28 protein-coding genes are annotated in these 26,360 nt (G+C 43.6%); 9 read left to right on the forward strand and 19 right to left on the reverse strand.

Translation table 11 applies throughout. The features are described 5' to 3' along the window. Positions 1–45 precede the first annotated feature (45 nt). Together DB520_RS13645 and DB520_RS13650 are read right to left on the reverse strand one after the other, a co-directional pair. Entirely contained in the window at positions 46–408 is a 363-nt protein-coding gene (locus DB520_RS13645; RefSeq protein ID WP_232834969.1) for a type II toxin-antitoxin system PemK/MazF family toxin, read from the reverse strand. Continuing rightward, positions 383–613, reverse strand: a complete 231-nt coding sequence (locus DB520_RS13650) for a hypothetical protein (protein ID WP_114750254.1) — start codon at positions 611–613, stop codon at positions 383–385. The genes DB520_RS13645 and DB520_RS13650 overlap by 26 nt, the downstream gene beginning before the upstream one ends. 290 nt (positions 614–903) lie before the next feature. Between DB520_RS13650 and DB520_RS26665 the strand changes: the two genes are divergently transcribed. Then, positions 904–1,110, forward strand: coding sequence for a hypothetical protein (locus DB520_RS26665; protein ID WP_157972076.1), 207 nt, complete (start codon positions 904–906; stop codon positions 1,108–1,110). Between the two features lie 16 nt (positions 1,111–1,126). On the opposite strand, the gene DB520_RS13655 is transcribed toward DB520_RS26665, so the two are convergent. From DB520_RS13655 to DB520_RS13685, 8 genes are all read right to left on the reverse strand, one after another. Further along, on the reverse strand, positions 1,127–1,333 hold the full coding sequence (locus tag DB520_RS13655; protein WP_114750255.1) for a hypothetical protein: 207 nt from the start codon (positions 1,331–1,333) through the stop codon (positions 1,127–1,129). A 54-nt stretch (positions 1,334–1,387) separates the two neighbouring features. Continuing rightward, entirely contained in the window at positions 1,388–2,581 is a 1,194-nt protein-coding gene (locus DB520_RS13660) for a hybrid sensor histidine kinase/response regulator (protein ID WP_198675336.1), read from the reverse strand. Further along, positions 2,574–3,851 carry a PAS domain-containing sensor histidine kinase gene (locus tag DB520_RS13665; RefSeq protein ID WP_114750257.1) on the reverse strand — a complete coding sequence of 426 codons (1,278 nt, stop codon included), beginning with the start codon at positions 3,849–3,851 and terminating at the stop codon, positions 2,574–2,576. The genes DB520_RS13660 and DB520_RS13665 overlap by 8 nt, the downstream gene beginning before the upstream one ends. 211 nt (positions 3,852–4,062) lie before the next feature. Next, the gene (locus tag DB520_RS27265; protein ID WP_232834970.1) at positions 4,063–4,218 is read right to left on the reverse strand and encodes a hypothetical protein; all 156 of its coding nucleotides are present in this window, start codon (positions 4,216–4,218) and stop codon (positions 4,063–4,065) included. A 710-nt stretch (positions 4,219–4,928) separates the two neighbouring features. Next, a complete protein-coding gene (locus tag DB520_RS13670; RefSeq protein ID WP_114750258.1) occupies positions 4,929–5,291 on the reverse strand; it encodes a HepT-like ribonuclease domain-containing protein in 363 nt (120 codons plus the stop codon). Continuing rightward, the gene (locus DB520_RS13675; protein ID WP_114750318.1) at positions 5,281–5,574 is read right to left on the reverse strand and encodes a nucleotidyltransferase family protein; all 294 of its coding nucleotides are present in this window, start codon (positions 5,572–5,574) and stop codon (positions 5,281–5,283) included. The genes DB520_RS13670 and DB520_RS13675 overlap by 11 nt, the downstream gene beginning before the upstream one ends. Before the next feature lie 403 nt (positions 5,575–5,977). Then, positions 5,978–6,385, reverse strand: coding sequence for a type II toxin-antitoxin system PemK/MazF family toxin (locus DB520_RS13680; RefSeq protein WP_198675337.1), 408 nt, complete (start codon positions 6,383–6,385; stop codon positions 5,978–5,980). After that, complete coding sequence (locus tag DB520_RS13685; RefSeq protein ID WP_114750259.1) at positions 6,382–6,609, reverse strand: hypothetical protein; 228 nt, start codon at positions 6,607–6,609, stop codon at positions 6,382–6,384. Before DB520_RS13685 ends, DB520_RS13680 begins: the two co-directional genes overlap by 4 nt. A gap of 355 nt (positions 6,610–6,964) precedes the next feature. On the opposite strand from DB520_RS13685, the gene DB520_RS13695 reads away from it, so the two are divergent. Continuing rightward, the gene (locus DB520_RS13695) at positions 6,965–7,456 is read left to right on the forward strand and encodes a DinB family protein (protein ID WP_114750261.1); all 492 of its coding nucleotides are present in this window, start codon (positions 6,965–6,967) and stop codon (positions 7,454–7,456) included. Here the strand turns inward: DB520_RS13695 and DB520_RS13700 are convergent. Next, positions 7,453–8,148: a glycosyltransferase family 2 protein gene (locus tag DB520_RS13700; RefSeq protein WP_114750262.1), complete on the reverse strand. Its 696-nt coding sequence runs from the start codon at positions 8,146–8,148 to the stop codon at positions 7,453–7,455. The two genes, DB520_RS13695 and DB520_RS13700, sit on opposite strands and share 4 nt — an antisense overlap. A 93-nt stretch (positions 8,149–8,241) precedes the next feature. Here DB520_RS13700 and DB520_RS13705 point away from each other — a divergent pair, with 93 nt between their 5' ends. After that, positions 8,242–8,814, forward strand: coding sequence for a uracil-DNA glycosylase family protein (locus tag DB520_RS13705; protein WP_114750263.1), 573 nt, complete (start codon positions 8,242–8,244; stop codon positions 8,812–8,814). Between the two features lie 452 nt (positions 8,815–9,266). Further along, positions 9,267–9,758 (forward strand): ester cyclase, encoded by a 492-nt coding sequence (locus DB520_RS13710; RefSeq protein ID WP_157972078.1) that lies wholly within the window; start codon positions 9,267–9,269, stop codon positions 9,756–9,758. A gap of 142 nt (positions 9,759–9,900) precedes the next feature. Here the strand turns inward: DB520_RS13710 and DB520_RS13715 are convergent, their stop codons facing one another. Further along, positions 9,901–10,227 (reverse strand): EthD family reductase, encoded by a 327-nt coding sequence (locus DB520_RS13715; RefSeq protein WP_114750319.1) that lies wholly within the window; start codon positions 10,225–10,227, stop codon positions 9,901–9,903. 419 nt (positions 10,228–10,646) lie between these two features. On the opposite strand from DB520_RS13715, the gene DB520_RS13720 reads away from it, so the two are divergent. Together DB520_RS13720 and DB520_RS13725 are read left to right on the forward strand one after the other, a co-directional pair. Next, positions 10,647–10,997 (forward strand): hypothetical protein, encoded by a 351-nt coding sequence (locus DB520_RS13720; protein ID WP_114750265.1) that lies wholly within the window; start codon positions 10,647–10,649, stop codon positions 10,995–10,997. A 194-nt stretch (positions 10,998–11,191) separates the two neighbouring features. Further along, positions 11,192–12,679, forward strand: a complete 1,488-nt coding sequence (locus DB520_RS13725) for a DUF1593 domain-containing protein (RefSeq protein ID WP_114750266.1) — start codon at positions 11,192–11,194, stop codon at positions 12,677–12,679. 181 nt (positions 12,680–12,860) lie between these two features. Here the strand turns inward: DB520_RS13725 and DB520_RS13730 are convergent, their stop codons facing one another. The 3 genes from DB520_RS13730 to DB520_RS13740 are packed head-to-tail and all read right to left on the reverse strand — an operon-like array spanning position 12,861 to position 16,925. Continuing rightward, positions 12,861–13,916, reverse strand: coding sequence for an SMP-30/gluconolactonase/LRE family protein (locus DB520_RS13730; RefSeq protein WP_232834971.1), 1,056 nt, complete (start codon positions 13,914–13,916; stop codon positions 12,861–12,863). A gap of 14 nt (positions 13,917–13,930) precedes the next feature. After that, a complete protein-coding gene (locus DB520_RS13735) occupies positions 13,931–15,082 on the reverse strand; it encodes an aldose epimerase family protein (RefSeq protein ID WP_114750267.1) in 1,152 nt (383 codons plus the stop codon). A gap of 1 nt (position 15,083) precedes the next feature. Continuing rightward, the gene (locus tag DB520_RS13740; protein ID WP_114750268.1) at positions 15,084–16,925 is read right to left on the reverse strand and encodes a glycoside hydrolase family 2 protein; all 1,842 of its coding nucleotides are present in this window, start codon (positions 16,923–16,925) and stop codon (positions 15,084–15,086) included. A gap of 174 nt (positions 16,926–17,099) precedes the next feature. Here DB520_RS13740 and DB520_RS13745 point away from each other — a divergent pair, with 174 nt between their 5' ends. Next, the gene (locus tag DB520_RS13745; RefSeq protein WP_232834972.1) at positions 17,100–20,108 is read left to right on the forward strand and encodes a DUF7133 domain-containing protein; all 3,009 of its coding nucleotides are present in this window, start codon (positions 17,100–17,102) and stop codon (positions 20,106–20,108) included. Positions 20,109–20,173: 65 nt separating this feature from the next. Here DB520_RS13745 and DB520_RS13750 read toward each other — a convergent pair whose 3' ends face one another. The 4 genes from DB520_RS13750 to DB520_RS13765 all read right to left on the reverse strand — a co-directional run bounded on the left by DB520_RS13750 (position 20,174) and on the right by DB520_RS13765 (position 24,747). Then, entirely contained in the window at positions 20,174–21,778 is a 1,605-nt protein-coding gene (locus DB520_RS13750) for a hypothetical protein (protein ID WP_114750270.1), read from the reverse strand. Positions 21,779–22,001: 223 nt separating this feature from the next. Then, positions 22,002–23,417, reverse strand: a complete 1,416-nt coding sequence (locus tag DB520_RS13755; protein ID WP_114750271.1) for a BNR-4 repeat-containing protein — start codon at positions 23,415–23,417, stop codon at positions 22,002–22,004. Positions 23,418–23,681: 264 nt separating this feature from the next. Then, positions 23,682–24,461, reverse strand: a complete 780-nt coding sequence (locus DB520_RS13760; RefSeq protein ID WP_114750272.1) for a LytR/AlgR family response regulator transcription factor — start codon at positions 24,459–24,461, stop codon at positions 23,682–23,684. Between the two features lie 4 nt (positions 24,462–24,465). Beyond that, positions 24,466–24,747, reverse strand: coding sequence for a hypothetical protein (locus DB520_RS13765; protein WP_114750273.1), 282 nt, complete (start codon positions 24,745–24,747; stop codon positions 24,466–24,468). Between the two features lie 345 nt (positions 24,748–25,092). Between DB520_RS13765 and DB520_RS13770 the strand changes: the two genes are divergently transcribed. Further along, complete coding sequence (locus DB520_RS13770) at positions 25,093–26,052, forward strand: PorP/SprF family type IX secretion system membrane protein (RefSeq protein ID WP_114750321.1); 960 nt, start codon at positions 25,093–25,095, stop codon at positions 26,050–26,052. A 37-nt stretch (positions 26,053–26,089) separates the two neighbouring features. Then, positions 26,090–26,360: hypothetical protein (locus DB520_RS13775; protein WP_157972079.1), on the forward strand; the 271-nt coding region annotated here is incomplete at its 3' end.

Raw genomic sequence — 26,360 nt, forward strand, 5'->3', positions numbered from 1 at the left:
TAATGATCAACATGATCAATTTTAAATAAAATTCAAGGGAATTTTTTATTCAAGGTCGAGCACGATACATAAATTTTCCCTTACCTGTTTAATTAAAGCATCGGGCAATGTTCCGATCCTTTTGGTGAGTCTTTTATTATCTATAGCACTTATCTGATCAATCATTACATCACAGGGCTGATTCAGGTTCGCCGTTTCTTTTTTTAAATGAACCCTTAAAATTTCGGCTTCCTCATATATGTTTGTTGTAATTGGACAAACAATCGTTGATGGATGGGGGATTTTATTAAGAAGGTTAGTTTGAATGACCAAAACGGGCCTTTTCTTTCCCGGTTCAGTTCCTCTCTGAGGATTCAGGTCTGCAATCCAGATTTCAAATTGTTTAATCGGCATAATCAATCTCTTCAAAATCCTTGAGGATTTCCATCGAATCCGCTTTTACCAGTTTGGATTCAATTTTTAGCTTCTTCTCAAGAAGCTTCTTGCGTTGAAATTTATTATAAAAGGCGATTGCTTCGTTAATGTAACGATTCCTGGGTTGATTCATTTGCTCACGTATTTTTTCGGTTTCACGAAACACCAGGTCGTCAATTTTAAGGGATATATTCTTCATGACAAATTTTTTATATCACAAAAGTATATATTTTCAGTATATCATTCAAGTATTAACTATTTATGCCAACACCACGGGTTTTTGTCAGGAATGTAATTCCCTAAACTAATTTCCGGACCATGGTGACGTGCACTTTTTCCATTTCTTTAACCCTGCTGTGAACAAGCAAAAGAAACCTTTGATGAAATCGAGCCTGCCTGGACGGCAGTCAGGCATGACGCAAGCGACGCACGTAGGGATGATTATCATGGCGAGATTCCATGTGACCGCTGAAAAAAAAATATAAACACATGAAAAGAACAAGCACTTCCATTGTCGTAACGGGTTGGACATTCAAAAGACTTTGCGAGCGGGATCGTACTGTGGCATTCGGTTGCTTTCAATGGCTACAAGCAGGGAGCGCTGACTGCCATTTTACACTTTGGACGAATCTTCCCGATTACGCTAAAACAGGCCGTACCCTTGGCCTATTATACCGCTGCACCCCCAAGGGGTAACCGTTCAATACGACATTCAGAAAAAAGAGCCAAAAGGAAAGGACTCCATGATGCCGTGGAGTAACGCTACTGCGATGCCAAGTACCGCTACCACAATGAAAATGATGAGGTGGCCAAATTCCGGTTGGCGGGTCTGGTATTCCAATATTTCTAAGGCAGCCCGGTTCTTATTTACCGGATTAGATGCCCTGCTGAGTTTCTCCCAGCAACGATTCTTTTCCAAGGACAGGCAAATCGATTAGTTGTTGAATTTAAACCAATCCATCAAACTTGAAAATTAGATTGCCGAATTGTCTTCGGGCAAATAAAAGCTGAAACATGAACCTTCGCCAAATTTGCTCTGCGCATGAATATTTCCCCCGTGCAACTCTACGATTCGTTTGCAAATAGAAAGTCCTAACCCATTACTTTTTTCCGATCCGGTTGGCAAGGTACTCGTTTTTTGAAAAGCAGAGAAAAGTTTGTCCATGTCGCCTTCTCGAATACCCTGGCCCTGATCGAAAACGCTGAAGTATAGCTGACCTTCCTCCAATTCGACCACTAATCGCACCTTTGTATCCCTATGCGAATACTTGATTGCATTGCTTAGCAAATTATCCAGAACCTGTTCAACCCGTTGTGGGTCAAAGGTCCACGAATCCGGACCATCGAATTGCAATTCAAGCAGAATGTCTTTCTTCTCCGCAGACCGCCGGTTCAACCGTATCACCTTGTCAAGAAATCGTTTTAAAGGCACTCCTTTTTTCTCAAGAACAAGCTGCCCCGTCTCGATTGCAGAAACATCAAGCAGATCGTCAATCAACCGCAGTGATTTCTCAGCTAGCTCATCTATAAGTTTAAGAAACTCTTTCCTTGTTGCAGTATCAGTCGAATCTTCGGCAATCACATCATGGCACATCTTGATGGTTCCAAGGGGCCCTCTGAGATCATGAGCCACCATACCAATCATATGGTCCTTCTCCTTGTTGAGCTTAGTCAGTTCAATGGTGCGTGCTTTGACCCGGTTTTCGAGATCCTTGTTTGCTGCCTGCAACTGGTTCACAAGCTCTTTATTACGAATAATTAAGTTGTGTCGCTCAAAGGCTTCGCGAACGATTGTATCAAGCTCAAGAGGATCCCAGGGCTTGGAAATATATCGAAAGATATTCCCCTCATTTATGGCTTCAATTACTGACTGGATATCGGCATATCCAGTCAACAAAAGGCGAATGGCCTCCGGATAGTCATTTTTTACTTCATTAAAAAACGCTGAACCGTTCATGCCCGGCATCCGCTGATCGGAAATAATGACCTGAATTGGATGAACTTTCATCAATTCGAGTCCTTCCTCCGCACTGTTGGCGATATGAACCTGGTAATTTCTGCGAAATTGCCGCCTCAATGAACTGAGTATCGAAGGTTCATCGTCGATGATAAGTAAGTTGTTGTCGTTCTCACTATTCTTATCTACTTCATGGCTATTTTCATTCATGAGTTCGTGCTTTTTTAGGCAAACTGATTGTGAACGAGGTTCCTTTTCCAACTTTGCTGTCAACTGTAATTTTTCCCTTATGTCCATCTGTAATAATCTTGTAGGCAACCGACAGTCCCAGACCAGTCCCTTCGCCCACTGGCTTTGTCGTGAAAAAAGGATTGAAGATTTTCTCTTGAGTAGCCGCATCCATCCCGATACCATTGTCCGTAAACGTTAAGATCAACGCATCAGTCGTTTCTGAACCTTTAATTTCGAGACGGCCGTCCTTTTTCACCGCCTGAGCTGCATTTAAGATCAGGTTTAGGAAAACCTGATTCAATTCCGACGGGCGGCATTTAATTGGGGAGAGATCGTTAAGCTGGCAGTCTATCACCAACCGGTTCTTAGCAGAGGCCCCTGCGATCTTCAGCGTACTTTCGATGCACTCTTTCATTGATGCAACCTTCTCTTCTGCTTCGTCCAGCCGGGAGAAATTACGCAGGTTCCCGACAATACCCTTGACTCTCTTCAACCCATCGATTGAACTGTTAATTAGGTCATCAAGATCCTCCGAGATAAAGTCGACATCTGCCTCTTGGCTAAGTTTCTTAGCCATTGCTTTCAAATCCTCATTGCCGGAGGTTTCAACCGCAGTGATTAATTGCTCATACGCACCTTTCAGATCTTCAGCCATCTGTTTGAGCGCATGCATATTACTTGCAGTAAAAGCCACTGGATTATTTATTTCGTGTGCAACCCCGGCCACCATCTGCCCTAATGCGTTCATCTTCTCGGAATGAATCAGCATTGATTGCGTTTCCTTTAGCGTCTCCAGGGTCTTTTCCAGCTCAATCTGTTTTGCGGCGGTTTCCCGGCGTGCCTCCTCCCGGTCTGTTACATCGTTTTGAACCCCAACAAAATGAGTTAATTGGCCCTCTTTGTCTCGAATCGGAGAAATGATTAAGTCATTCCAGAAAAAAGTGCCGTCTTTACGGAAATTTTTTATCAGTACCTGGCAGTGGTTACCTGAATCAAGGGCCTCCCGAATAATATACCTGGCGTTCTGATCACGATCTTCACCCTGAAGGAATCGACAGTTCTTGCCCACAACTTCTTCCTCCAGATAACCACTCATTTCACAAAATGCCCGGTTCACATAAATCAACGGCATATCCGGTTTACGTGCATCCGAAATAGAGATACCACAACTCGTAGATTCCATAGCTGCATCATGAAGTTCAAGCTCTTGTTGGATAAAGTTATAATCCTGGGATTCATGTTTTTTCATCTGTTTATAATTTTTTTTTCAGCGGTCAGATGGAATCTCGCAACCATAATCATTCCGGTGTGTGACGTGTTCGTCATGCCCTGACTGCCGTCAGGACAGGCTCGATTTCATAATGCCTTATCATATTTTATTGCCTAAAAATTTTCACACCAAATTCCAAAGGACTCACTACTATTAGGATGACATTACAAATTATAGTAGTGATGCATCATTACCTACGACGTTCTCCGTATCTATCTCCTTTTTTCATCACCAACGCAATAGCGGATTGCCCGATAAAAAGCATCAAAATAAAGCTCATTCCGATTAATGCCCACTTTCTTCCTAATACCAACCCAAAGTTCGATTGAATTTTTGAACTTCTCACCATAGGAAGGTTTACACATTGTCAAAATCCAGATCAAGAACCAGATTTCCAGTAACTTGAACCTTTAAAATTAAATATAATAAAAAAGGAATAAATTCTAATGTCAGTTCTTTATGGCTTCCACCACAAAATAATCCTACTCCAATAAACAATCACCCCTCCTCCACAATCACTACCGAATCGGTGTTCTGCCAGGGCCTGATCCCTTCCATCCAGCCGGACCAGTTCCTGCTGCCCTGCTCCCGCTACTCGCCAGTAAATATATTGAACCAGGTGATCTTCATCTTTCCACTGGCCGTCTTGGGAAGCACTGCATTGACCCGCTCGCTGTCTTTGGGAATAAACATCAGGTACAAGCCCTCCCCGTTGCTTAGCGCATAGCCATTGGTGGTCCGATTGCCGATCCCTACCCGGCCGTTGGTGGGGATCTTGGGGTAACTGGGCCGCAGCTCGTTGAAGTTGGATTAGGTAAACAGTCCTCTTAGATGCTTATAGTAGTAAACGGCGGCGGCTCAAAATCGTGCCCTTCCGAAAAATGATTGCATACTACGCTTTTTAAGAAATTCGAGCAATTGATCCACAACTTTTTTGGGTTCTCCTGCCTGAAGATTGGTGTCTTTGATGAAAAGGGTAGGCGGTACATTCCCCGGGAATGGTTTATTGTTCCGTATGAAATATCTTAAGAGACGATTGCGCAAAGTCGCAAAGGGTTATAAGTCTTGGTTTTCGGAGAGAAATGCAAGTATGTTCGCAATGCTAGCCTTCAATTGAGGCAGATCATCGTTGATAATTTCCCAAACCAGTTTTAAATCAATCCCAAAATACTCGTGAACATAGCTATTTCGCATACCTTTTATCTGACCCCACTCAATCTCCCGGAATTTTATTTTGATTTCTTCAGAAATGTGAACGCTCGCTTCACCTATGATCTCCAATTGCTTGATACACGCAAATCGCATCATTGAATGCTTCAAGAACATCTCATAATCCGCATTTTGTAAATATGTTTCTATTTCAGAAATTGCATCAAGGATGTGATTCAAACGAGCGTTGTCTCCTATCCTATTTCGCATAAATCAGTTCTTTTTCACGATCTACGTAAGGTTTGACATACTTTGACAAGCCGTTTGAAGAAACCAAATCGACCTTCTTATTCAATATCTTTTCGAGATCAATTTGCATCTGAATGAATTCCAAACCAATCTTTTTCGTGTAATCCAAATCAACTAAAATATCTATATCGCTATGCTGGTCTGCATGGCCTCGTGCATAGGAACCGAACAGGTATGCCTTCAAAACTGGTCGGGTTTTTAAGTATGCTTTGATGCTTTCTATTTTTGATTCATCCAGCCTCATAGCTACAAATATAAAGTTTTCTGTAATTTTATACACCAACAGCAGGCAATTCGGATCCATTTATCACATACACAGAATTGCTAAAACCAGCTTGTTAATTCTTCTGAAAATATTTTTATAATCACTGCCCTTAATAATTCCGACATGAACGGATTACATTATCTGATCCAATTTGAATTTCCCATCGCAGTCCAGATACACGTTTTTCCCCCTACTTTTACTAAATTACAACCGTAATCAGCACCTTACCCCTCAACAATACAACCTAAATGAACATCACCCAGATTGGATCCAACCTTCAACAGCTGATAAAGTCCTTATCAAAGGACACGTTTATCTATGAGCTACTTTTAGCCTACGGGTTACCCTATTACCCGATTGCAGAAAGGAAACCTAAACCTGTCTAAGGTAGAAGGAGAAATATCCTGGAAGAAGAAGCTTTTTTTAGGGAAGAAACCGAAGCGGATCTGTACCTATCGCTGTCTGAACTGCTTAAGCAGATCAAACATGAACAGGGCTTTGTCATTGTGACGGACTTAGTTGATAAACGCTTTTTATCAATTGTCCGGATTTGATGACATAATGCTATTGGCTCATTTTCAAGGCCGTGTTTTCCAGCCAATAATAAGACCTCATTTGGATAAATGGTGCGATCAGGCTTTCTTGAAGTAATAGGAATTATGTTGACGATATTCAATAATTCATTAATATCGTCCTCACTAATAATCAATACAGGTCGGGTCTTTCCCTGCTCCGACCTGATTACAGGATCAAGGTTTGCCCTCCATATACTCCATTTCGTAAATTTCATTGTAATTCACGATCAGAATCCTCAAAAACCGAAGTAATCTCATCTATATCTGAATGAAACAATGGGTCTTTGGAGGCTTTTTTAAGCAGTTTAATCTTCTCCTCCCTGCTTTCATCCACATCCTCAATAATGACCTTAACCCGTTTTTTTGATTTAAAGCTTTCAGGTAATTTGATCACTATTTGATTATCCTTTTGAATGTCGTATGTTTTTTCGAATGTCATAGCTGCTTTTTCGTAAAATTACAATTTTTTTTCATTGTAAGGCCCTGATTTAGGTGCCGGAAACCAAGGATTCGAAATTCCAGGGAATAGGCAAGCGTTCGTTAGATGAAATCGAGCCTGCCTGGACGGCAGTCAGGCATGACGCAAGGAACACACAGTGGGATGTGCCCTGGTACCTATCAGGTTTAATCCGTTTTCTCCATCTATTTATACCACCCCCTTTTATCCCCATCCTAAAACAGGAGGGGGAAAATAGTAAGTGTAATTTTTAATTCCTCCGAAAGAATTCTATGCTTGCTGACATACCTTTGTCATTCTACCGAGGTAATTTGCGGTCTCAACAAACAAAGAAAACATGGATTTCCTAACAACACTAAAGAAAGAACTTCAAAAAGAGGCACCCATCACCAGGCAATTTCTCTCCATTATCCCTGAGGACAAATTTGCCTGGAAGCCCCACCCAAAAAGCATGGACATCATGACCTTGGCCAACCATATTGCGGAATTGCCTAGCTGGTTTGCCTATACCATAGACCATGAGGAGTTGGACTTCGCCACTAATCCCTATCAACCTCAGAAAAATGCCAGTACCTCTACTTTATTGGAATTTTTCGAAAAGACCTTGGAAAAAGGGCTCAAGGATCTGGAAAGGGCAAAACCTAGTGACCTGGAAAAGCTTTGGACGCTCCGGGAAGGGGAAATTATTTACTCCCAGGAACCGAAATGGGAGGTTTTACGGATGGCTGTGAGCCAAATCATTCATCACAGAGCGCAGCTTGGGGTGTATCTAAGATTGTTGGATGTGCCCATTCCCGGGTCCTACGGCCCAAGTGCGGATGAGGTTTAGCGGTATTTCCAAAGGGTCCACAGGATTTTGTACCCTGCGCCTATAACGCCCTTAATGGTGCCACTGACTTTAGAAACCCCTATGCGGTTTCGGTAATTCACGGGCACCTCCACGCATTTAAGTCCTGCTTTGGCCGCCTTAATCTGCATTTCCACGGTCCATCCGTAGGTTTTGTCCTGCATGTCGAGTGGCATCAGCCGCTGCCACTTTATGGCTCGAAAGGGTCCCAAATCGGTGAAGGCTTGGCCATAAAACTTATGCAGCAACCTTGTGGCCAGCCAGTTGCCAAAGCGCTGCGGAAGGGTCATGCTTCCTTTTTCCTTGACTCCTAGTGCCCTGCTCCCTATCACCAGGTCAGCATGTCCGTCCAGGATAGGCTGCACCAAGGTGGGGAGCTGCTCTGGATAGTCGCTGTAGTCGGCATCGATAAATACCAGGATTTCCGGTGGGTCGTTCATCAGGTATTCCATTCCCTTCAGACAGGCATAGCCATATCCCTGTCTTCTTTCGTCCAGCACTATGGCCCCTGCAGCACGAGCCACTTCCTCGGTGGAGTCCCTGGAATTATTGTTCACCACAACAATATGCCTCACCATTGGGGGAATATCTCCAATAACCTTTCCTACGGCATTCTCTTCATTGAATGCGGGAATAATAACATCTATAACAGGGGCGGTAGTTTTGGTCTCCAAAAAATGGTAAGGTTGATGAAAGGGACAAAGATAAAGGAAAATTCAGCCCATAAAAGTTGAAATTGGCGCAGGGCTTGCTTTTTTTGGGGCATAATGGAAAAACTGCTGGAAGAAATAAGAAATTGCCGTATATGCGAAGAGGAGCTTCCATTGGGTCCCAGACCGGTATTGCGGGCACACCGGGACAGTAAAATCCTTGTGGTGGGACAGGCTCCTGGTACCAAGGTTCATGCTTCCGGAGTGCCCTGGGACGATGCCAGCGGAAAGGAGCTAAGGAGGTGGATGGGTGTGGAACCTTCCCTTTTTTATACGGAGAAAATTTTTGGAATCGTCCCTATGGGCTTTTGTTATCCAGGAAGGGGAAAGGGAGGGGACCTCCCTCCCATGCCCATCTGCGCACCCACCTGGCATGAGCAGCTACGCAGGCACATGCCGAATGTGCGCCTCACCCTTTTGATCGGGCAATATGCCCAGGCTTATTATTTAGGTCCTCAGAGACAGAAAAATTTAACAGAGACCGTCAGGAATTTCCACAACTATCTCCCCGATTTCCTCCCATTGGTCCACCCCTCCCCCCGCAACAAGCTATGGCAAAAGCGAAACCCCTGGTTTGAGGAAGAAGTGGTGCCGGCATTGAGGGAAAGAGTCTGGAGAGAGATAGTATGAGGGGGAAAATAACATTTAGGGTCAGGTAAGGAAAAAAACATTAAGGACATTAAGGGATTGAGGGCATTGAGTGGTGAAAAAAAATTTAATCCTCTGCGGCTATCCGCGGGATTTGCGGGAGACTACTTTTACTGAAACCATACCAAACAGGGATTTGAACAAAAACCGTGGAACTGTATTTTTTAACATTGAAGTAAAGTTAAAATGCGAATACTGGACAATTTTAAATAAATCGGATTAAGCGACTTTGACCGAAATCCGCACTAGCATTAATCGAAAATATCCAAGACAATCGGAGTTCGATTACAAAGCCTTTATTTTTGAAACAATCATTTCAATATTTGAACCATTTGTGCTAACCATGTAGGGCTAATTATTCCTAGATTTCAATCAATTTAATTACGGGATATCTAAACGTTTGTCCAATGAACGTCCATTTAAAAGTAGCTAAAATGAATAAACTGTTCCATACCACATTAGTAGGTTTTATCTTCTCCGGAGCGATAATAACCGCTTCTATCGCGCAATCTGAACAAATTGAAACAAACAAAGCCGTAGTTAAAAAATACTTTGAGGAAGCAGTCAACCAAAGAAAGGTGGAGTTGGTGGATGAGCTTTTCGATGTTGCTTATCTTTCCGTATTACTTGATGCAGGTGGTAAAGAAGGAAGAGGAACAGAACCGCTTAAGAACTTTCTTCCTTATCTGTTTGAGGCTTTTCCAGATATTCATTTCCAACTGGAGCACCTAGTGGCAGAAGGGGATAAAGTAGTCGCCCATTCTAAAACAACTGGTACCCATAAAAGTGAGTTTTGGGGATATCCTGCCTCCAATAATCTATTAGAAATTCACGAGATTTTTATTTTTACCCTCAAAGAGGGGAAAATAATCTCCGGTCACCGATTGACTGATATGAAAAACCTCCATGATCAACTAAGTAAATAATACTTGGCGGGCACAACTCTTTTCTGGAATTACTTCACCATTGGTAAATGACATTCCCGATTTTTCACCCTATGGTATTTATTTGGCATTTCCTTCCCTTTCAGACACCTATTCAATCCCTAAAACGCCTAACCGTATTTACCTAGGCTTCCACAGTATTAAATAAATTACTGATTAGCATTTGGGGCTGAATATTGGAGAAATTGGCAATATCGGCAATAAGTTCCTCTGCATGGGTTGCCAAGGCTGATTGCATGGATTCTTGGTCCTCAAAGGTCAAGCTGCCAATGACTACAAAAGGGGGAGCGCTATTGGGTTCCATGCCGGAGAGGCCCTGCTCAATAACGATCTCCTTTAATCCCATTGGGCTAAGTCTTTCTCTCACCAAGGGTACATGCTTGTTTACATAGTAATCCATATCGAATTCGGCATTATCGGAATTTGGGTAGGCAACTGTAACTCGTATCATGGCTATTAAAATTAAGGTGTAGGGTTGCATTATCTTACCATGAAGTTACCAAATCAATCCATCTTACTCTTGCACATATGTTCCAAAAACTGTCACATTTTCATCTCGATGGAATTTTGTTTATTTTAGGTGTTGAATCTATTGACTGTACTTAGTGTGCAGTCCATCAACCTCCGAGGTAATCAGAGACGAAAGGGAGATTTTGCAGAAACTGTCCATCTCCCTCAACAAAGGAATCGACAACAAGCATTGACGAACGAGGCGAAATCGAGCCTGTCCTGACGGCAGTCAGGGCATGACGAGCACGTCACACACCGGGATGATTATCATGGCGAGATTCCCCCGAAACAAGTTCCCCGAAGCGAGTTCGGGGCAGGCAGGGGCAGGCTATATGGCCGCTGAAAAGAAAATTTAAACACATGAAAGAAAGTTGGACTTTTAATTGCCATTCAGCCACAAGGGATATCGAAAGCCTGCTTCAGCATATTTTCGACACCCAAAGCAGAGAAATAGAAATCTTTCTTTCCTACTATTTTAGGCCGGAGGGTGCGGTGGTGGAGAAGGTTCAGCTACTGAACACCCCGGAACGGGCATCGGAAACAGAAGGTCATATCCAGGTAGGGTTCCGATTGGTACACTTTAATGCCTGTTTAAACATCCATGAGGAAGCCCCCGAAAGAATGGATCTGTCTTATCGCTACGAACCCATATCCAACAAGTTGCAGCTAATTGGCCCGGAATGGCATGAGCGGGAACCGGACGAAATCTAATTGCTTTTAAGGCTTTTAGATTTTTTATTTTTCCAAAAAGTGATCCCCCAGGGTTGGTATCCAATGAAATACCGTAAAAGAGAACCTTTCTAGCCCATATAGGTTTATGGGCAGAAATTTCAAATAAAAATGAAGGGTATAACAGGAACTAAATGTAGTTTTGATGCATAGGAGCTATCATAAAACCAATCAGGATGCATAAACTGTTACTTCTTCTGACTGCGATGATTTTAATTCTTGGAGCTTGCCGGGCACCAAACTCGGAGGAACAACCTACCGCTTCCCAGGAAAAGATTCGTACAGTTATCTTGACCGACATGACCCATGACGACGGCAACTCCCTGATCAGGTATTTATACTATTCGTCTTATTTTGACTTGGAAGCCATGATCGTGACCAATCAGTTGCCGGACTTCAACCATGATGATACGGGTCCTTGGGAAAAAGCCATGTCCATCCTGGATGCATACAAGGAGGAATTGCCCCAATTACGAAAACACGATACGGATTTGCCAGACTATGAAGAGTTGATGGCGGTCACCAAACAGGGACGTGGTGCCTTACCCATTATCTGGCTTACCAATACCCTTGAGTTTTCCGGACAAATTGCGGACCGCTCAGTGACTAGTTCCTGGGATTCGGTGTATTATCATGATTGGATAGGGGAAGGAATGACTCCTCACGATGAGCCCAAAGACTCTGAGGGGAGTGACTTTTTGGTAGAAGTATTCGAAAAGGAGGATGAACGCCCCATCTTCGTACAGGCTTGGGGAGGCACCATCACCCTGGTACAGGCCCTGCACCGCTTCCGTGAAAAACACGGGGAAGAAAAGTTCGGGCAATTGCTTCCAAAAATCCATTTGTTCGGCATCCTCTTTCAGGACATCTCCTTTGAGTTTTTTGCCGACTTCGCCAAAATGCAGGAGGAAACGTGTGCAGATTTTGGTACAGCAATTCCCACTTATGGGGAGGACCCTGTAGCATTGGGCAGGGTATTGTATGACAATGGGCATTTTTGGCATTACGTATGGAGCAAAGACCCGGACTGGCAAAAGCCCATGACACCCAAGGAAGCCAATGGTCATGGCCCTATGTCGGAAATCTACGATGATGGTGGTGAAGGGGATACCCCCTCCTACCTGTATCTGCTGAGTTCGGTTTTCGGGCTAAACGACCCTCTAGATCCCACCCAGGGAAGTTGGGGTAGCCTTTTTAAACCTATGGGTGGCAGTTTCCATGACAATTACTATGCTACCTGCGGTGTAGATCAAAGTGAGCTTTCCCGATGGGTTCCAGCAGCCTCAAACAGCTTTAAGAACCGTTTATTATGGTCCGTAAAAGAGCCCAATGAGGTAAACCGTGAGCCAATTGCGGCTATAAATTCCGACAAGTCCAATAAAATAATGCACCTAACTGCCAATCCCGGGGAGACTATATCCCTGGATGCTTCTGCCTCTTCTGACCCAGATGGGGACAACCTTACGTTCAATTGGTTCAGGTATGAACAGGCCGATAGCTATAGTGGGGAAATCAGTATCAATGACCCTTCCAATAATGTAATAAAAGTAGCCATTCCGCAGGATTGGACTGGTGATGATATACATATAGTCCTAGAGGTAAAGGACAGCGGTGAGCCCTCTCTTACTACCTATAGAAGGGTGATTATTGAAAGAGAACAATAAGCCTGGGATTGGACAGGCGGGGGATCGGAGATGTCGGTGGTCAGACCAAAGCGGCTAAAATATCACCCCGCTGGGGTTGGCCTTCGTTTCTTAACCTTGGATTTCTATAATAATGCCACCCCTGCCGGGGTTGGAGACCGATTTGGACGTTGATGAATGGTATAAAGTTTATTTACCTATTTCACTCTTCTGAAGGGAGTTGAAAGGGGATGCGGATCAATTGGCTATTGGCAGTAGCATAGAGGAAACCACCTTTTTCGTCCAAAGCCACGTTGGAGACCAAGTCATTCACTTTTAACCTCCCTAGCTTTTCCCCATGTGCATCAAAGACCCAGATCCCGCCGGGACCGGTAGCCATCACTATTCCATTTTTGGTAATCTTAAGCCCATCCGGCAGTCCTTCATCCTCTTTAAATGCTTCATTGGCATCGAAAAAAATCTGCCCATTGGCAAGGCTTCTTCCCTGCTCCAGCACGCTGTAGATGTACCAAACGGGTTTTTCAGGGTCGGAATTGGCAATGATCAGGGCATTTTCCCCGGGAAGGAAGGCGATACCGTTGGGTCTGGAAATAGAATCTACCAAAAGAAGTAGTTCATCCTCCTCTGCATTATACCTATAAACCCCCTGAAAATCCAGCTCTTTTTTTGGGTCGTCCATCCTTTCTTCCAGTCCATAGGCAGGGTCGGTGAAATACAGGTTTCCCGAAAGGTCATAAACCGCATCATTGGGGCTGTTGAATCTCTTTCCCTCATAGGTTCCGACAATGGTTTCAAACTTCGCCTCAGGCTGATCCAGAGGAGCCTTCATGGCAGCCATTCTTCTATCCCCATGCTGACAGAGCACCAACTCCCCATCCGGACTTAAAAGCAGGCCATTGGACCCTGACTCCCCTCCTCTGGGGGTATCCCCTGTATATCCTGCGGGTTTCAAATAACTGGAAACCCCCTGCCCCTCGGACCATTGCAACACCGCATTGTTGGGAATATCAGAAAACAACAACTTCCCTTCTTCTTCCAACCACAAAGGACCCTCTGTCCACTCAAAGCCCTCTCCCAACACCTGCAAATCGGTACCCTCCGGAAAAAGGATATTCATGAGTTCGTGATCCCTATCTATATGTAACTGAAGGGCCTGAATTTCTTTTTCCTCTTCTTTCTTTTCTGTGTCAGGATCACAAGCGGTTAGAAAAACCATTGACAAGAGTCCGAGAGTAAGGTATTGGGTATAAGGCTTCATGACTTTGGGTCTAGTTATTCTACTGAAAATTTATAGGTACAGCTATGTTCGTATTTTTCTCCTGGTCGCAAGACCACTGAAGGAAATTCGGGTTGATTGGGGCTATCTGGAAAATGCTGGGTCTCCAGGCAAATCGCACTACGCTTCCCATAGGTTTTGCCTTCCTTGGACTTGGACTTTCCATCCATGAAGTTTCCCGTGTACACCTGCACCCCGGGTTGAGTAGTAAATACCTCCATTACTCTTCCATTCTCCGGTACTTTCACTTTGGCCGCCTTTATTTCACCTGATGGGTAGTTGTCGTGATTCAACACCCAGTTGTGATCATACCCACCTGCTATTTTCAATTGCTCAAAATCCTCGTCAATCCTCTCTCCGACCAGATGCGGAGTGGTAAAGTCCATGGGCGTACCTTCTACAGGGGCAATTTCTCCTGTTGGAATTAGTACTTCGTTTACGGGTGTATAGTGATCTGCATTTAGTGTCAACTCATGGTTATGTACATTACCTTCCCCGTGTCCGTTCAAATTGAAAAAAGAGTGTTGGGTAAGGTTTACAATAGTGGGTTGGTCGGTTTCTGCCTCATATTCGATTTTGAAGGCATTGTCATCGCTGAGTGAATAGGTCATAACCACCGTTAGCTCCCCAGGGAAACCGCCGTGACCGTCCGGCGAGACGAGTTTCATTTTGATATGCTGATCGGAAGACTCCAGCACCTCCCAAACTTCCTTGTGGTATCCGGCAGGATAACCATGCAGGTTATTGGGGCCGTTGTTTGCTTCGAGTTGAAAGGTTTGGCCATCTAGGGTAAACTGGGCATTGGCAATCCTATTGCCATATCTACCTATGGGCGCTCCGAAAAAACTATTTGGATGATTTAGGTAGTCATCCAGGCTTTCATAACCCAGTACGACGTCAGCGAAATTTCCTTCCCGGTCCGGTGTGAAAAGCTCCACTACCCTGCCCCCGAAATTGGAGACCGTCATTTCCAGGCCATTCTTGTTTTTCAGGATATAAAAATCAATTTCTCCATCTTCGTGGGATTTTTGGAATTTGGCAACCTCCATTTTACTATGCATCTCTGGTTCTTTTTCTTCGGTTTGTTGGGTCTCTCCTCCACCGCAGGCGAAGGCGAGGCATGTGAGTACTATCAATGATTTCTTCATCTTATCGCTGGATGGTTTCTCTATAAAGTTTATCATGCAGATTTTTTAAAAATGTAGGGTCGAGTTTGATCACCTCTCTATCGTAAGTCATAAGCCCGTTTACCTCCACCTCCACATCGGTAGTCTGGGTGTAAACCGCTGCAGAAAGCCCTTTATCGATAAATGGCACCAAATCATCTATCAGTTTTTCATAGCGTTTGGCCAACGCCTCTTTATCCTCAAAACTTTGGTAACCCCAATTATCCTTTTCTTGCCAGGTATGCCCTTCTACGGGAAGGCCAAGCCCCCCGTACTCGCCTAGCACCAAAATCTGATGCTGGCCCCAAATCCTTGGGTCAGGCATTACCGGGTCCGGGTAATTGTGTAGGTCCATTATTTCACCGGCAGTTGTAAAATTGCCTCCACTGGCGGAATTCACCAGCCTTGTAGGATCGTGGGCCTGCGTCCATTCCACTATCTCCTCCGTTTTAAATTGCCCCCAGGCCTCGTTAAATGGCACCCATACCACGATGGAGGGAAAGTTGTAATTGGCGTCCATAATGGCTTTCCATTCCCTTCGGAATATCTCTTCTGAATCGGGAGTCCTGTCCTTTTCGCTACCCCTTCCATACACCCCAGGCCGGGTTTCCCAGGTATTACCCATATCACCGCTAGGCATATCCTGCCATACCAACATCCCCTCTTTATCACAGTGGTAATACCATCTGGCAGGTTCCACCTTCACGTGTTTCCGGATCATGTTAAAGCCCATTTCCTTGGTTTTCAGGATGTCAAAAAGCAAAGCTTCATCAGTAGGAGCGGTATAAAGACCATCTGGCCACCATCCTTGATCCAGAGGGCCATATTGAAATAAAAATTCCCCGTTCAAAAGCATACGCTGAGTGCCTTCTGCATCGGCTTCCATGCTAATTTTTCTCAAGGCAGAATAAGTGTCCACCTTGTCCACAGTTCTCCTACCTTCCACCAGGCTTACCTCAATATCGTAAAGGAAGGGATTATCCGGAGACCAATGTTTGGGCTGGGCAAAGGTAAGGGTGATTTCTTCCCCGGGTTTGCCCTCTCCCTCACTTACGACTTGCCCATTATCCTTAGCAACTACCTTTAGTCCTAGATTGGAACCTTGTCCATTTACCTTGGCCGTCACCTTGATGGCATTACTGTCAAAATCCGGGGTGTTTTTAAGTTCCGAAATATGGTTAGCAGCCACGGGCTCAAGCCATACGGTCTGCCAAATACCGGTCACAGGAGTGTACCAAATGCCCCTTGGTTCGTTTACCTGCTTACCCCTTGGCTGTGGCCCATCATCTGTAGGATCCCAGACTCTGACCATTAACTCCTGGCTTCTTCCGGAGGTCAAATGCTCCTTCACCTCAAAGCTAAAGGGGTCATATCCTCCGTGGTGTACACCTACAGAGGTGCCGTTGAGGAAAACCTCCGCCTCCCAATCCACCGCACCAAAATGCAGCAACAAGCTGCCTCTGCGCATGGCTCTGTCCACCTCAAAAGTGGTTTTGTACCAGAGTTCCTGGTCTTTCCCTACCGACTTTCCTACTCCGGAAAGGGCAGACTCCACGGCAAAGGGGACCAGAATCTTACCGTCAAAGGTACTTGGGGCCTCCGTGCCTTTGGAGGTTATGGCATAATCCCATAAGCCATTTAGATTTACCCAGTTTTCCCTTTTCATTTGGGGCCTAGGATATTCAGGGAGAGGTTTTTCAGCATTTACATCAGCGGCAAAAATGGAGAGTATCCTTTCTGTTTTGGGTTGCCATTCCTTGTCCTGGGCACTCAGCAAAAGTGGAAGCCCTAAAAAAAGGCAAATCAAATAAATTGTTTTTCGCATGTCTAGTTGGGTTTAAGACAAATTTAGGTTTTTTATTTTTTCAGCCAAAAGGTTTTAAAATTATAGCAATGGAAGAAATTATTACTTAATACCTTTTACATTTACCCTATAATGATGCCGATTACTCGTTTTCAAGGTTTTGTTTTAAAATTTACCTGCTTTTCGCTTCTGCTAATGACGGGGTGCCAAAAGGAAGCGGAACAATCAGAGGCCGACCGATATGCGGCTTCCCCTGAGGTTGCTGACTATATCCGTTCCTTTGAAGGCAGAGGAGATCTTACGGACCCTTCCTCCCAGCCTTCCACTCCGGAGGCCACTTTAGCTTCCTTTAGTTTCGCAAAGGACCTAGAGATAAGCCTTGTGCTTTCAGAACCGGACATCCAGCAGCCATTGGAAATTCAATTTGACCACAAAGGAAGACTTTGGGTAGTGCAATACAACCAATATCCCTATCCGGAGGGGGTTAAAATCACTGCCATTGACAACCATAACCGGGTGAAATTTGATAAGATCCCTGAGGCTCCACCGTCGGGAGTGAAGGGCGCGGATAAAATCACCTTTTTTGAAGATACGAATGGGGACGGGTACTACGACAAGGCTACCGATGCCATAGCAGGATTGAACATTGCCACCTCTGTTGCCTTGGGGAGAGGTAAAATATGGGTGCTCAACCCTCCCTATTTATTGGCCTATCCGGACAGGAACGACGATGGCATACCTGATGGGGATCCCGAGGTTTGTGTGAATGGCTTTGGATTGGAGGATACCCACTCGGTAGCCAACAGCCTGCATTGGGGACCTGATGGATGGCTATATGGGGTGAACGGGAGCACCACCACTGCAAGTATCACTACAGCCAACACCAAAGACTTGTCTTTTACCGGTCAGGCCATTTGGCGGTATCACCCGGAACGTAAAAGTTTCGAGATTTTTGCAGAGGGAGGAGGAAATAACCCCTTCAGCATAGAGTTTGACAGTGAAGGCCGTCTTTATTCTGGTTCAAACGGATATGGCAGGGGACCCTACTATAAACAAGGGGCATATTATATAAAAAGCTGGGGCAAACACGGCCCACTAACCAACCCTTTTGCTTTTGGATATCTTGAGAATATGCCCTTGGAAGGGGAAAAGAAGCGTTTTACCCATGGTTTAGTCAAGTATGAGGGCCATTCCCTGCCCCAGCATTATCAGGGCAAGATGTTTTCCGTAAATCCGTTGCATGGTTACATACAGTTAAGTCGGTTTGAGACTTGGGGCTCCAGTTTTAAAAATATCGATGAGGAGGTAATCCTTGGCAGTACGGATAAATGGTTTCGGCCTATTGACATCAAGGTAGGTCCGGATGGGGCTATATATATTAGTGATTGGTACGATAGCCGGCTCTCCCACGTGGACCCCCGGGATACCTGGCATAAGGAGAGCGGAAGGATTTACAGGATTTCAGCCCGGGGAAATGATACTAACAAGGCAAAAGTTGACCTATCCCAGCTTTCCTCCTTGGCCTTAGTGGAATACTTGTCCCATCCCAACAAGTGGCAAAGGCAACAGGCATTGAGGTTATTAGGTGATCGTAGGGACATGGCTGTGCTGCCGGAATTATCGGGCCTATTGAAAACACAAAAAGGTCAGACCGCATTGGAGGCATTGTGGACCATTTACCAGATAAACGGTTTATCAACGGAAACCCTAAAAACAGGATTGGCCCATACCAACCCTATGGTGAGAAAGTGGACAATTCGCTTACTTGGCGATGAGAAGACTTTGAGTGCAGAAACAGCTTCACTTGTAATTCAACTGCTTGAAAAAGAAACACATTCCGAAGTGAGGAGCCAGATCCTTTCCACCTGCAAAAGGATTCCAGCAGAACATGCCCTACCCATAATGGCTCGCCTTCTTGAACATGGCGACGAAGATGCCAAGGATCCTGATTTACCCCTACAATATTGGTGGGCACTTTCTGCCCAAGCCCGGCAGGATATTACCGCTACCTTGACTTTTATTTTGGATCCTAAAGTCAGGGACCATCCTATCGTAGAACAAACCCTTCTTCCACGGCTCTCTCAGCAATGGGCTATGCAGGGAGAAAAAGAGCATTATAAGGCCCTAGTTTCCCTTCTTGAAAATTTTAATACACAAGAACATAGGCAAGGCGTCACAAATGGAATTTTGGAGGGGATGCGAGGAAAGGACACCTCTACCCTTCCCTCCTATCTCAAGGATGCCTTTGAAAAGTTTGGCGCTGAGGCTAATCCCTTATTTATTGGAATGGAAGAAGGGAGTACCGCCATCAAACGGGCCGAGGAACTTTTAAGGGATGAGGGCACCTCCATGTTGCAGAAAAACCAAATTTTAGAGCAATTGGCTTATCTGCCTGAAGAGAAAGGAAAGGGGCTGCTGTTAGAAGTTTCTCTAAAGTCCCCATCGGCAGCACTGCAACGAACCGCCATTCATTCCCTTACCTACTACGCCGACAAGGAAATCGGTGAGGCGATTGCCGATGCCTATCCACAACTAAGGGCCGATAGCTATATTAGGGAGGCCATGATTACCTTATTTACCACAAGAAAAGATTGGGCATACGCATTTTTTGAAGCCTTAGAGGATAAAAGAACCATTCACAAGGAGGATGTCCCCCTTCACCTGGCCCTTAAATTTACCCATTTGGACGATCCTGTGATCCATGAAAAGGTAACCAAGAATTGGCCGGAATTTGTTCCTTTGGGTCAGGCAGAAAAGAACAGAAGGATAAAGGCTTATAAAAACATAATGGCAGGAGAAAAGGGGGATGCTATATTGGGCAAGAGTATTTATCGGCAAAACTGTGCTGCCTGTCATGTTTTACATGGGGAGGGAGGGGATATTGGACCCGAACTTACCGGTTATGACAGAGGGGACTTGGACTACTTGCTCTTACACACTGTGAATCCGAGTGCCGATATTCGTGAAGGGTATGAAACCCAGGTGGTAAAAATGAAATCCGGTTCCGTGTTTTCGGGAAAAGTCGTGGATGAAAGAGGTGACTTGCTCACCTTAGCCCCGCCCCATGGGGGTAAAAGTTTCCAGTTGAGCCTAATAAAGGTTAAAGATAGAGCACTGGAAAAAAGGTCCACGATGCCTGAGCGGCTGTTAGAGGGACTCTCTGATCAAGAATTACTTGCACTTTTTACTTATTTGATGGAGTAATGTCGGTAAAAAAAGCAGGAACAGATGGAAATGGGTGAATTCGTGGTTAAAATTTGTATTCGGATTTAATGCTTAATCAATTTCATCTGCTCACAATTGCCCCCTGAACATACCCTTACAATATAAACTCCCTTGGAATATCCTTCCAATAGAGATCCTATGGAAGCTTTGCCTTCCACTATTTTGGCCTCCATTTCAACTTGTTTGTGTGGGCTTATTACTGTTACCTGGACACTTTCCTCGTAGGCATTATCTCCATACCCCTGCAACCAAAGGAGATCAGATTCATAGGGGTTAGGAAATAATTTCCAACTTTTTGAGGGGCTTGCTGTTTGGTGAATTTGTACCCGGATCAGGTCACTGTACATCACCTCACCTATAAAAGAAACCTCCTTTATTCTATAATACAACCAACCCAAATTGATATTCTGAGGAAGGTTGGTGTCCGTAAAGGAATATTCTGTTGCATTGTTGCTCCATCCACTTCCCATTATACTTCCGATATTGTCAAAACCCTCCCGTGGATTCAAAGACCTCTCAATTTCAAAATGGCTGGTTTGAACCTCTTTGTAAGTTACCCATTGAATATTAACCCCTGATCCAGGAATTGGCTCACCTTGTAGTGGACCCCATTTTACTGGCAAGGCAGCAGCCAAGTCCACCTCTACTTCCATCCATTGGCTGCAACCAAAAGCATCTGTCACCCAGACTTCATAAATCCCCCCCTCCAGGCCAATTAGGTCCTTTTGGTCACTGGAAAAACCATTGGGCCCTGACCAATCGAAAGTATAGTCACCTGCGGGATCCATTTCCAATACGATGGTGCCATCCGGGTTTTCCTCATCCGTCTGCTCCGTGGAGATCGCGGTAATTTCATAGGCAACGGGAATATTGATTACTTTCTCATAGGTGTTTTGGGTATTGTTGGCATCGGTAACGGTTAACTTTGCGGTACCCGACTCGGAAAATTCCACCACCGGGTTTGCCACCAGCGCAGTAGTGTAGGTGGCATTGGTGAATTCCCATTTGTAGGTATAGGGTTCCTTTCCTCCGTTGGTAGTGCTTTCGAAACTCACGGTACTGGTTCCCTTATCCAAACAAGCCGCTTCATGCTCAAACTGAACGGCCAGAGGGGCTTCAACAACTATAGTTGTCTGTTTCTGGCATTGGGCGTTGGGATAATCACCACATTCATAATCCTCAGAAAGATCATTGCCAGCACTCGTAGTCCAGGCCAAGGTAGGATCCTTTAACAAAACTACCTCTCCACAGACCCAGGTCATAGGAAATTGGCTCAATGTCAGTTTTCTTACAGTATCTTTTGCGGATGCTATTGTTCCAAAATAATAATTCAAAAATTGTTCATCTTCTCCCACCACTAAATCTGCAAATAACCTTCCATTATTAGCGGCACTATTGGAATTGGTGGAATATTCAAAAGTTATATAAACAATTTGCTCTTCACCCGACTCACAGGTCAACAAGTCGGTGGTAATAGGAGTACCGAACTGGTCACTTAAAAAAACATCTTGGATGTCGAAGTTATTAGAAGAACAACTCTGGCCACAACCCCTCAAATCCGGCAAATGGGTTTGGTTCTGGGAAAAAGCTGTCCGATTTAACCCCGCTACCAACACCATAAAAACCAAAAACTTAAATACAAAATGCATTTAACTGTAATTAAATTCTGTATTACATATAATTACCGATAATTACATAAATACATTTCAAATATATGAAATTTTCTTTTAAATACAATGGTATTGAAAGCCAAATAATGCCATTTGAGACTGATATAAATTCGCGGACTAATTGCTACACAAAAGATTTTAAGGAAAGCCAAAAAAGGGGTTTTTGGGGCTCACCTCTAATATAATGCTGGTAAAAAAAAACTTACTTAGAATGTACCAATTGAGGTGCCTGAAGGTCCTCCTCCATGTTATAGGGCAGCCTATACACCTCTGATCCTGAGGAATTGGTAAAATAGATATAGGAGATGGAAAACTCCTTGGAGTCCCCATCGGCCCACATCCCAAAAAACGGATCCTTGGGGTTGTGCGGACGACGCAGGTAACTGTGATTTCTCTCGCTGTTTTGGGTGACTGGGCCTCCAAATTCCCAATTCCTACCATTATCTTCTGAAATCCATCTACCTACCTCTCCCCCTGTATAATAAGGCTGGGGCCCCGGAAGTGCAGGGCCGATCAGTGTCCATTTGTCTCCATCGATATAGAGACTGCCCATATCATAATTATGATCCGATCTGGTAATCTCCCGCGTTTCCCATTCTTTTCCTGTCCAATGGATAATCTCCCATTTTCTAGGGTCATTTTCCGGGCCAGGGGCAAACCCATTACTGGTAACTGCCAAAACCACTGGGTTTCCGTCCTTATCAAAAAGCAACTTTGTGATATACGCCAGCCTGCCTTCGGCTTCGAAATCGACTGCTAAGGCGGGATTATCCCGGTGGTCTAGGGGAAGGGACAATTCCTCTCCGTGGATGTTGGTCCAAGTCTCCCCAAAATCCTTCGTTTCCATATAGTACACGTTGGTGCGCTTATCCACGGATCCATCAGGGTGGTAGTTGAAGGCGGAACCCACTTTTTGCTTGCTTTCATCCAACCGGCTTACTTGATAATGTCCCCCAAACCCCACCAACTTTTGCAGGTCCTTGTCCGGTTGGCTTGTCCAATCGTCCCCTTTTTCGCTGGTTTCCATATACAGTTCCCTGCCAGCGGTATACATGGTCATAAGGTGCAAAAATCCCTGGCCCGGGAGGTTCCAAATTTGGGAATAGGTTTGCTCTCTGGATATTATTTCCTTGAACTCTTCCACGGAATACGGGGCGGTGGCTTTAAAGATCTGTCCTGGTCGGTTGCGGCCACGCCCGGCAATAAATACCCAAACATACCCCTCCTCATCTATGCTGATACTGGGGTTGTCATGAGGGTCTATCACCCCCAACTGATCCCTTACAATGGTTGGCCTGGGCACCTGATGCTTGGCATGATCATAAAAGGAGGCCATGATCAACAAATGGTTGTCGTCGGCCTCGGTGGTGCCTCCATAAACAAAAAAGGTTTTATCTACCTCAGGGGAATAAATAGCCATAGGCGTTAGGGTATGGCTGAAACAAAATGCCAGCCCACCCGAATACTTGTCCCCTTCATAATCATCACTCTGCTGCCCCAAGGTAAACCAGATGCCCCTGTACCCATCGTGTTTAGTGTTGTTGAGGGATTGGGCGCAGGAAACGTAGACAAGAAACAGAACAAGAAAAAACGAGATTAGGTATTTTTTTTCGGTCATGAGTATTGGGTTACGCTATGTTTTCAAAGTTGAATGTAGGGTTTTTAGGGCAATTTTCTATCTCAACTAAGTAATTTTCATGGTGCATCTGATTTCAACTTCAAAACCATAGCAAATCACAGAGGGTAATGTTTTTTTTGATTAATGTGAGATTTGGCTCAATTGGAGACATGGTATTAATGAAAAAATACTTCCGTTTAATCATTTTGCTGACTACAAAGGTTCGAAACCTTCAGCAGATTGCTAACCTCGAAATTTAAAATACTAATACCTTAAAAAGTAATTCATTACCATCTCTCTATTTCTGGTGATACGGATTTTTGCCTCATCTGTCATCTCCAATAATCCCCCGTCGGATTTTAATATTTTCACAATGAATTTTGGATTGATCAGGAAAGAATTATGCACCCTGATAAACCCCTCGTTTTTCAACAAATTCTCAAGTTCCTTCAAGTTTTTGGAGACGATAAGTCCTTCTTTCTTACCTTTATAAATAATCTTGGTATAATTTCTTTGGCCTTCACACCTAATAATTTTGGAAACCTTTAGAATTTCAAACCCCTCAGAATTGGGAATGGCAATTCTTTTTTGTCCGGTATTATTATTACTAATATAATGGTTAAGAATAATTTTGAACTGAAGGGGAGTATTGATTTTGTTATGTCGAGCCTGCCAGTTTTTTATCATCTCTTCTAGGGATTCTGATGATATGGGTTTTTCTAAAAAATCAATTCCATTGTATTTGAAAACATCCATTGAAAAAGGATCAAAAGCACCAAGCAAAATAATATTGAAATCCATTGGGATATTACTTTTCTCCATGTTTTCCAGTAAATCTATTCCAGAATACGGATACATATCAATACCAATAAATAACAAATCAATATTTATGTTTCCTTTTAAGAAATCTGATAAAAACAATGTAGGTTGTTCGTATATTTCTATATGTATTAACTCAGGGTAGTTTTTTTTTGTGAGGTAACAAAAGTTATCCAATACAAGTCTTTCATCATCTATAAGAATAGATTTAATAGGTTGCCTCATACATTCAACATATTAAAGGATGAAAAAAAGTAACACAAAAATTACGAAATGATTGATTTGGCCTTCCTGGTAGTAATTTTTTTTTAAACAAAAACCCAGCTTCATTGCTTTTTAAAAGAGGTATATCCCGTCCCTTTTTTGAACTTTGAAGGGATTTACCCTCTAAATTTACCCAAAGGAAAGGAAATGCTTCTTTGGTTATGGAATATCCTGATTCCTTAAAAACGGATATTTGTTTTTTAATTATTGCAATTTTCACAAAAAAACAATCCAAAAATAATTCCATAAAGCAGAATTTACCCCTTTAGAAAGGACAAACCTTTCTTTTTATTAAATAGAAATGATCTATAATTTAATAATCATTTTTGATTGCCGCAAGTTTTAAATGACAAATTTTATTGTTTAAATCACTTTTTTTTAATCTTGAAATTTTGTACGAATTTATCAGAATACATTTGACATAGGCATTTGTCCTCAGAGCTGTATCAATGGTACATTTCATTTTTTTTTGCTTCACAGTATTATGTAGTTTCAATACATCGGTTTTGCTCAGGGCATTTGGTACTTATTTTAAAAGGTAAGTCTTCAGTTGTTTACATTCATTTATGCCATCTTTTTCTCTTTTAATTTTATGAAAAAGTCCATTTCTTTAATTCTCTGGTTATCTTTTATTGTTTGTACTGAGAATTATGCCCAATCCAGAAAATTCATCAGCCAGTTCAGCCATTTTCAAAGCTATTTTAATCCAGGTTTAACGGGGTATGAAGGTAGTACGGTAAGGAGTTTTGTCAGGAATCAATGGGGAGGTATAGAAGGTGCCCCAAAAACCTTTTTTCTGAGCTCGGAATTGGATTTCGCAGAGCTTAGGGGCGTAGAGGATCCGGCACTATTGGGAAAAAATGCGGCAAGTATCAATTTAATGCACAACAGATATGGAGCATTTTTAGAAACGGAAATAATTTATGGGTATGCAAGTAGAATTAGAATTTCCTCAAATCACAATCTCCGGCTTGGAGTCGGGGTAAATCATCGATTGATCCGACTTGATGGAAACAATTTGACCGGAGAATTTGCCCAGGATCCGGTTATTATGCAATACCAAGGAAGTTTTGCCAATTTGCAAGTCCTGGATTTCAACATCGGTTTAGCGCTTACCCATTCTCGCTATTATTTTTCCTACGGGGTGCAACAAGCAAATAGGGGTAGGCTTTACAGGGGGGACAATTTCATGGACAATCAAGCTTTGGTTCATGTGGTTCAAGCTGGCTACAGGGAACGGCTGAATGATAATTTTTCCTTAATTGGAAATGTTTTTTACCGACATGAGGAAAGTTTAATTGATAATATAGAGTTCAACATCAAATCCGTGATGATGGATAGGTTATGGATGGGGGGAGGATACAGGCACCAATATGCTTATAACCTACAAATGGGTTTTTTATGGCCCGGTATGCGCATGGGGTACATTTATGAGGTACCAACCAATAGAAGCCTAATGTACTTGGGTCAGACCCATGAATTTATGCTGGTTTTCAATCTTATCGCTCCAAAGGAAATTGTTTCTACTAACAGACCAATAAACATCTGGTAAATCAACCATTTGATTGTCTTTACAAACCCCCAAACTTATGAAAAGCACTGTTTACAACCTTTCTGCTAAATTGGTGATGACTTTTTCCTTTTTTTTCTTGATCTACCAGGGTTTTGCGTTTCAGGAATTATCCGGAGAATATTCCATTGGGTCTGGTGGGGATTTTCCCACTTTAAATGATGGTATTCTGGCATTGGAAACAGAAGGCGTTTCAGGGCCTGTTACTTTTAAAATTAAAACGGGCACTTATGTTGGGCAGTCGGTGATCCCTGAGATTTCCGGTGCATCGGCGGCGGCCAGGCTGCGGA

The sequence above is a fragment of the Pleomorphovibrio marinus genome (assembly GCF_003347495.1).
In the GTDB taxonomy this organism is placed as follows: Bacteria; Bacteroidota; Bacteroidia; order Cytophagales; family Cyclobacteriaceae; genus Pleomorphovibrio; species Pleomorphovibrio marinus.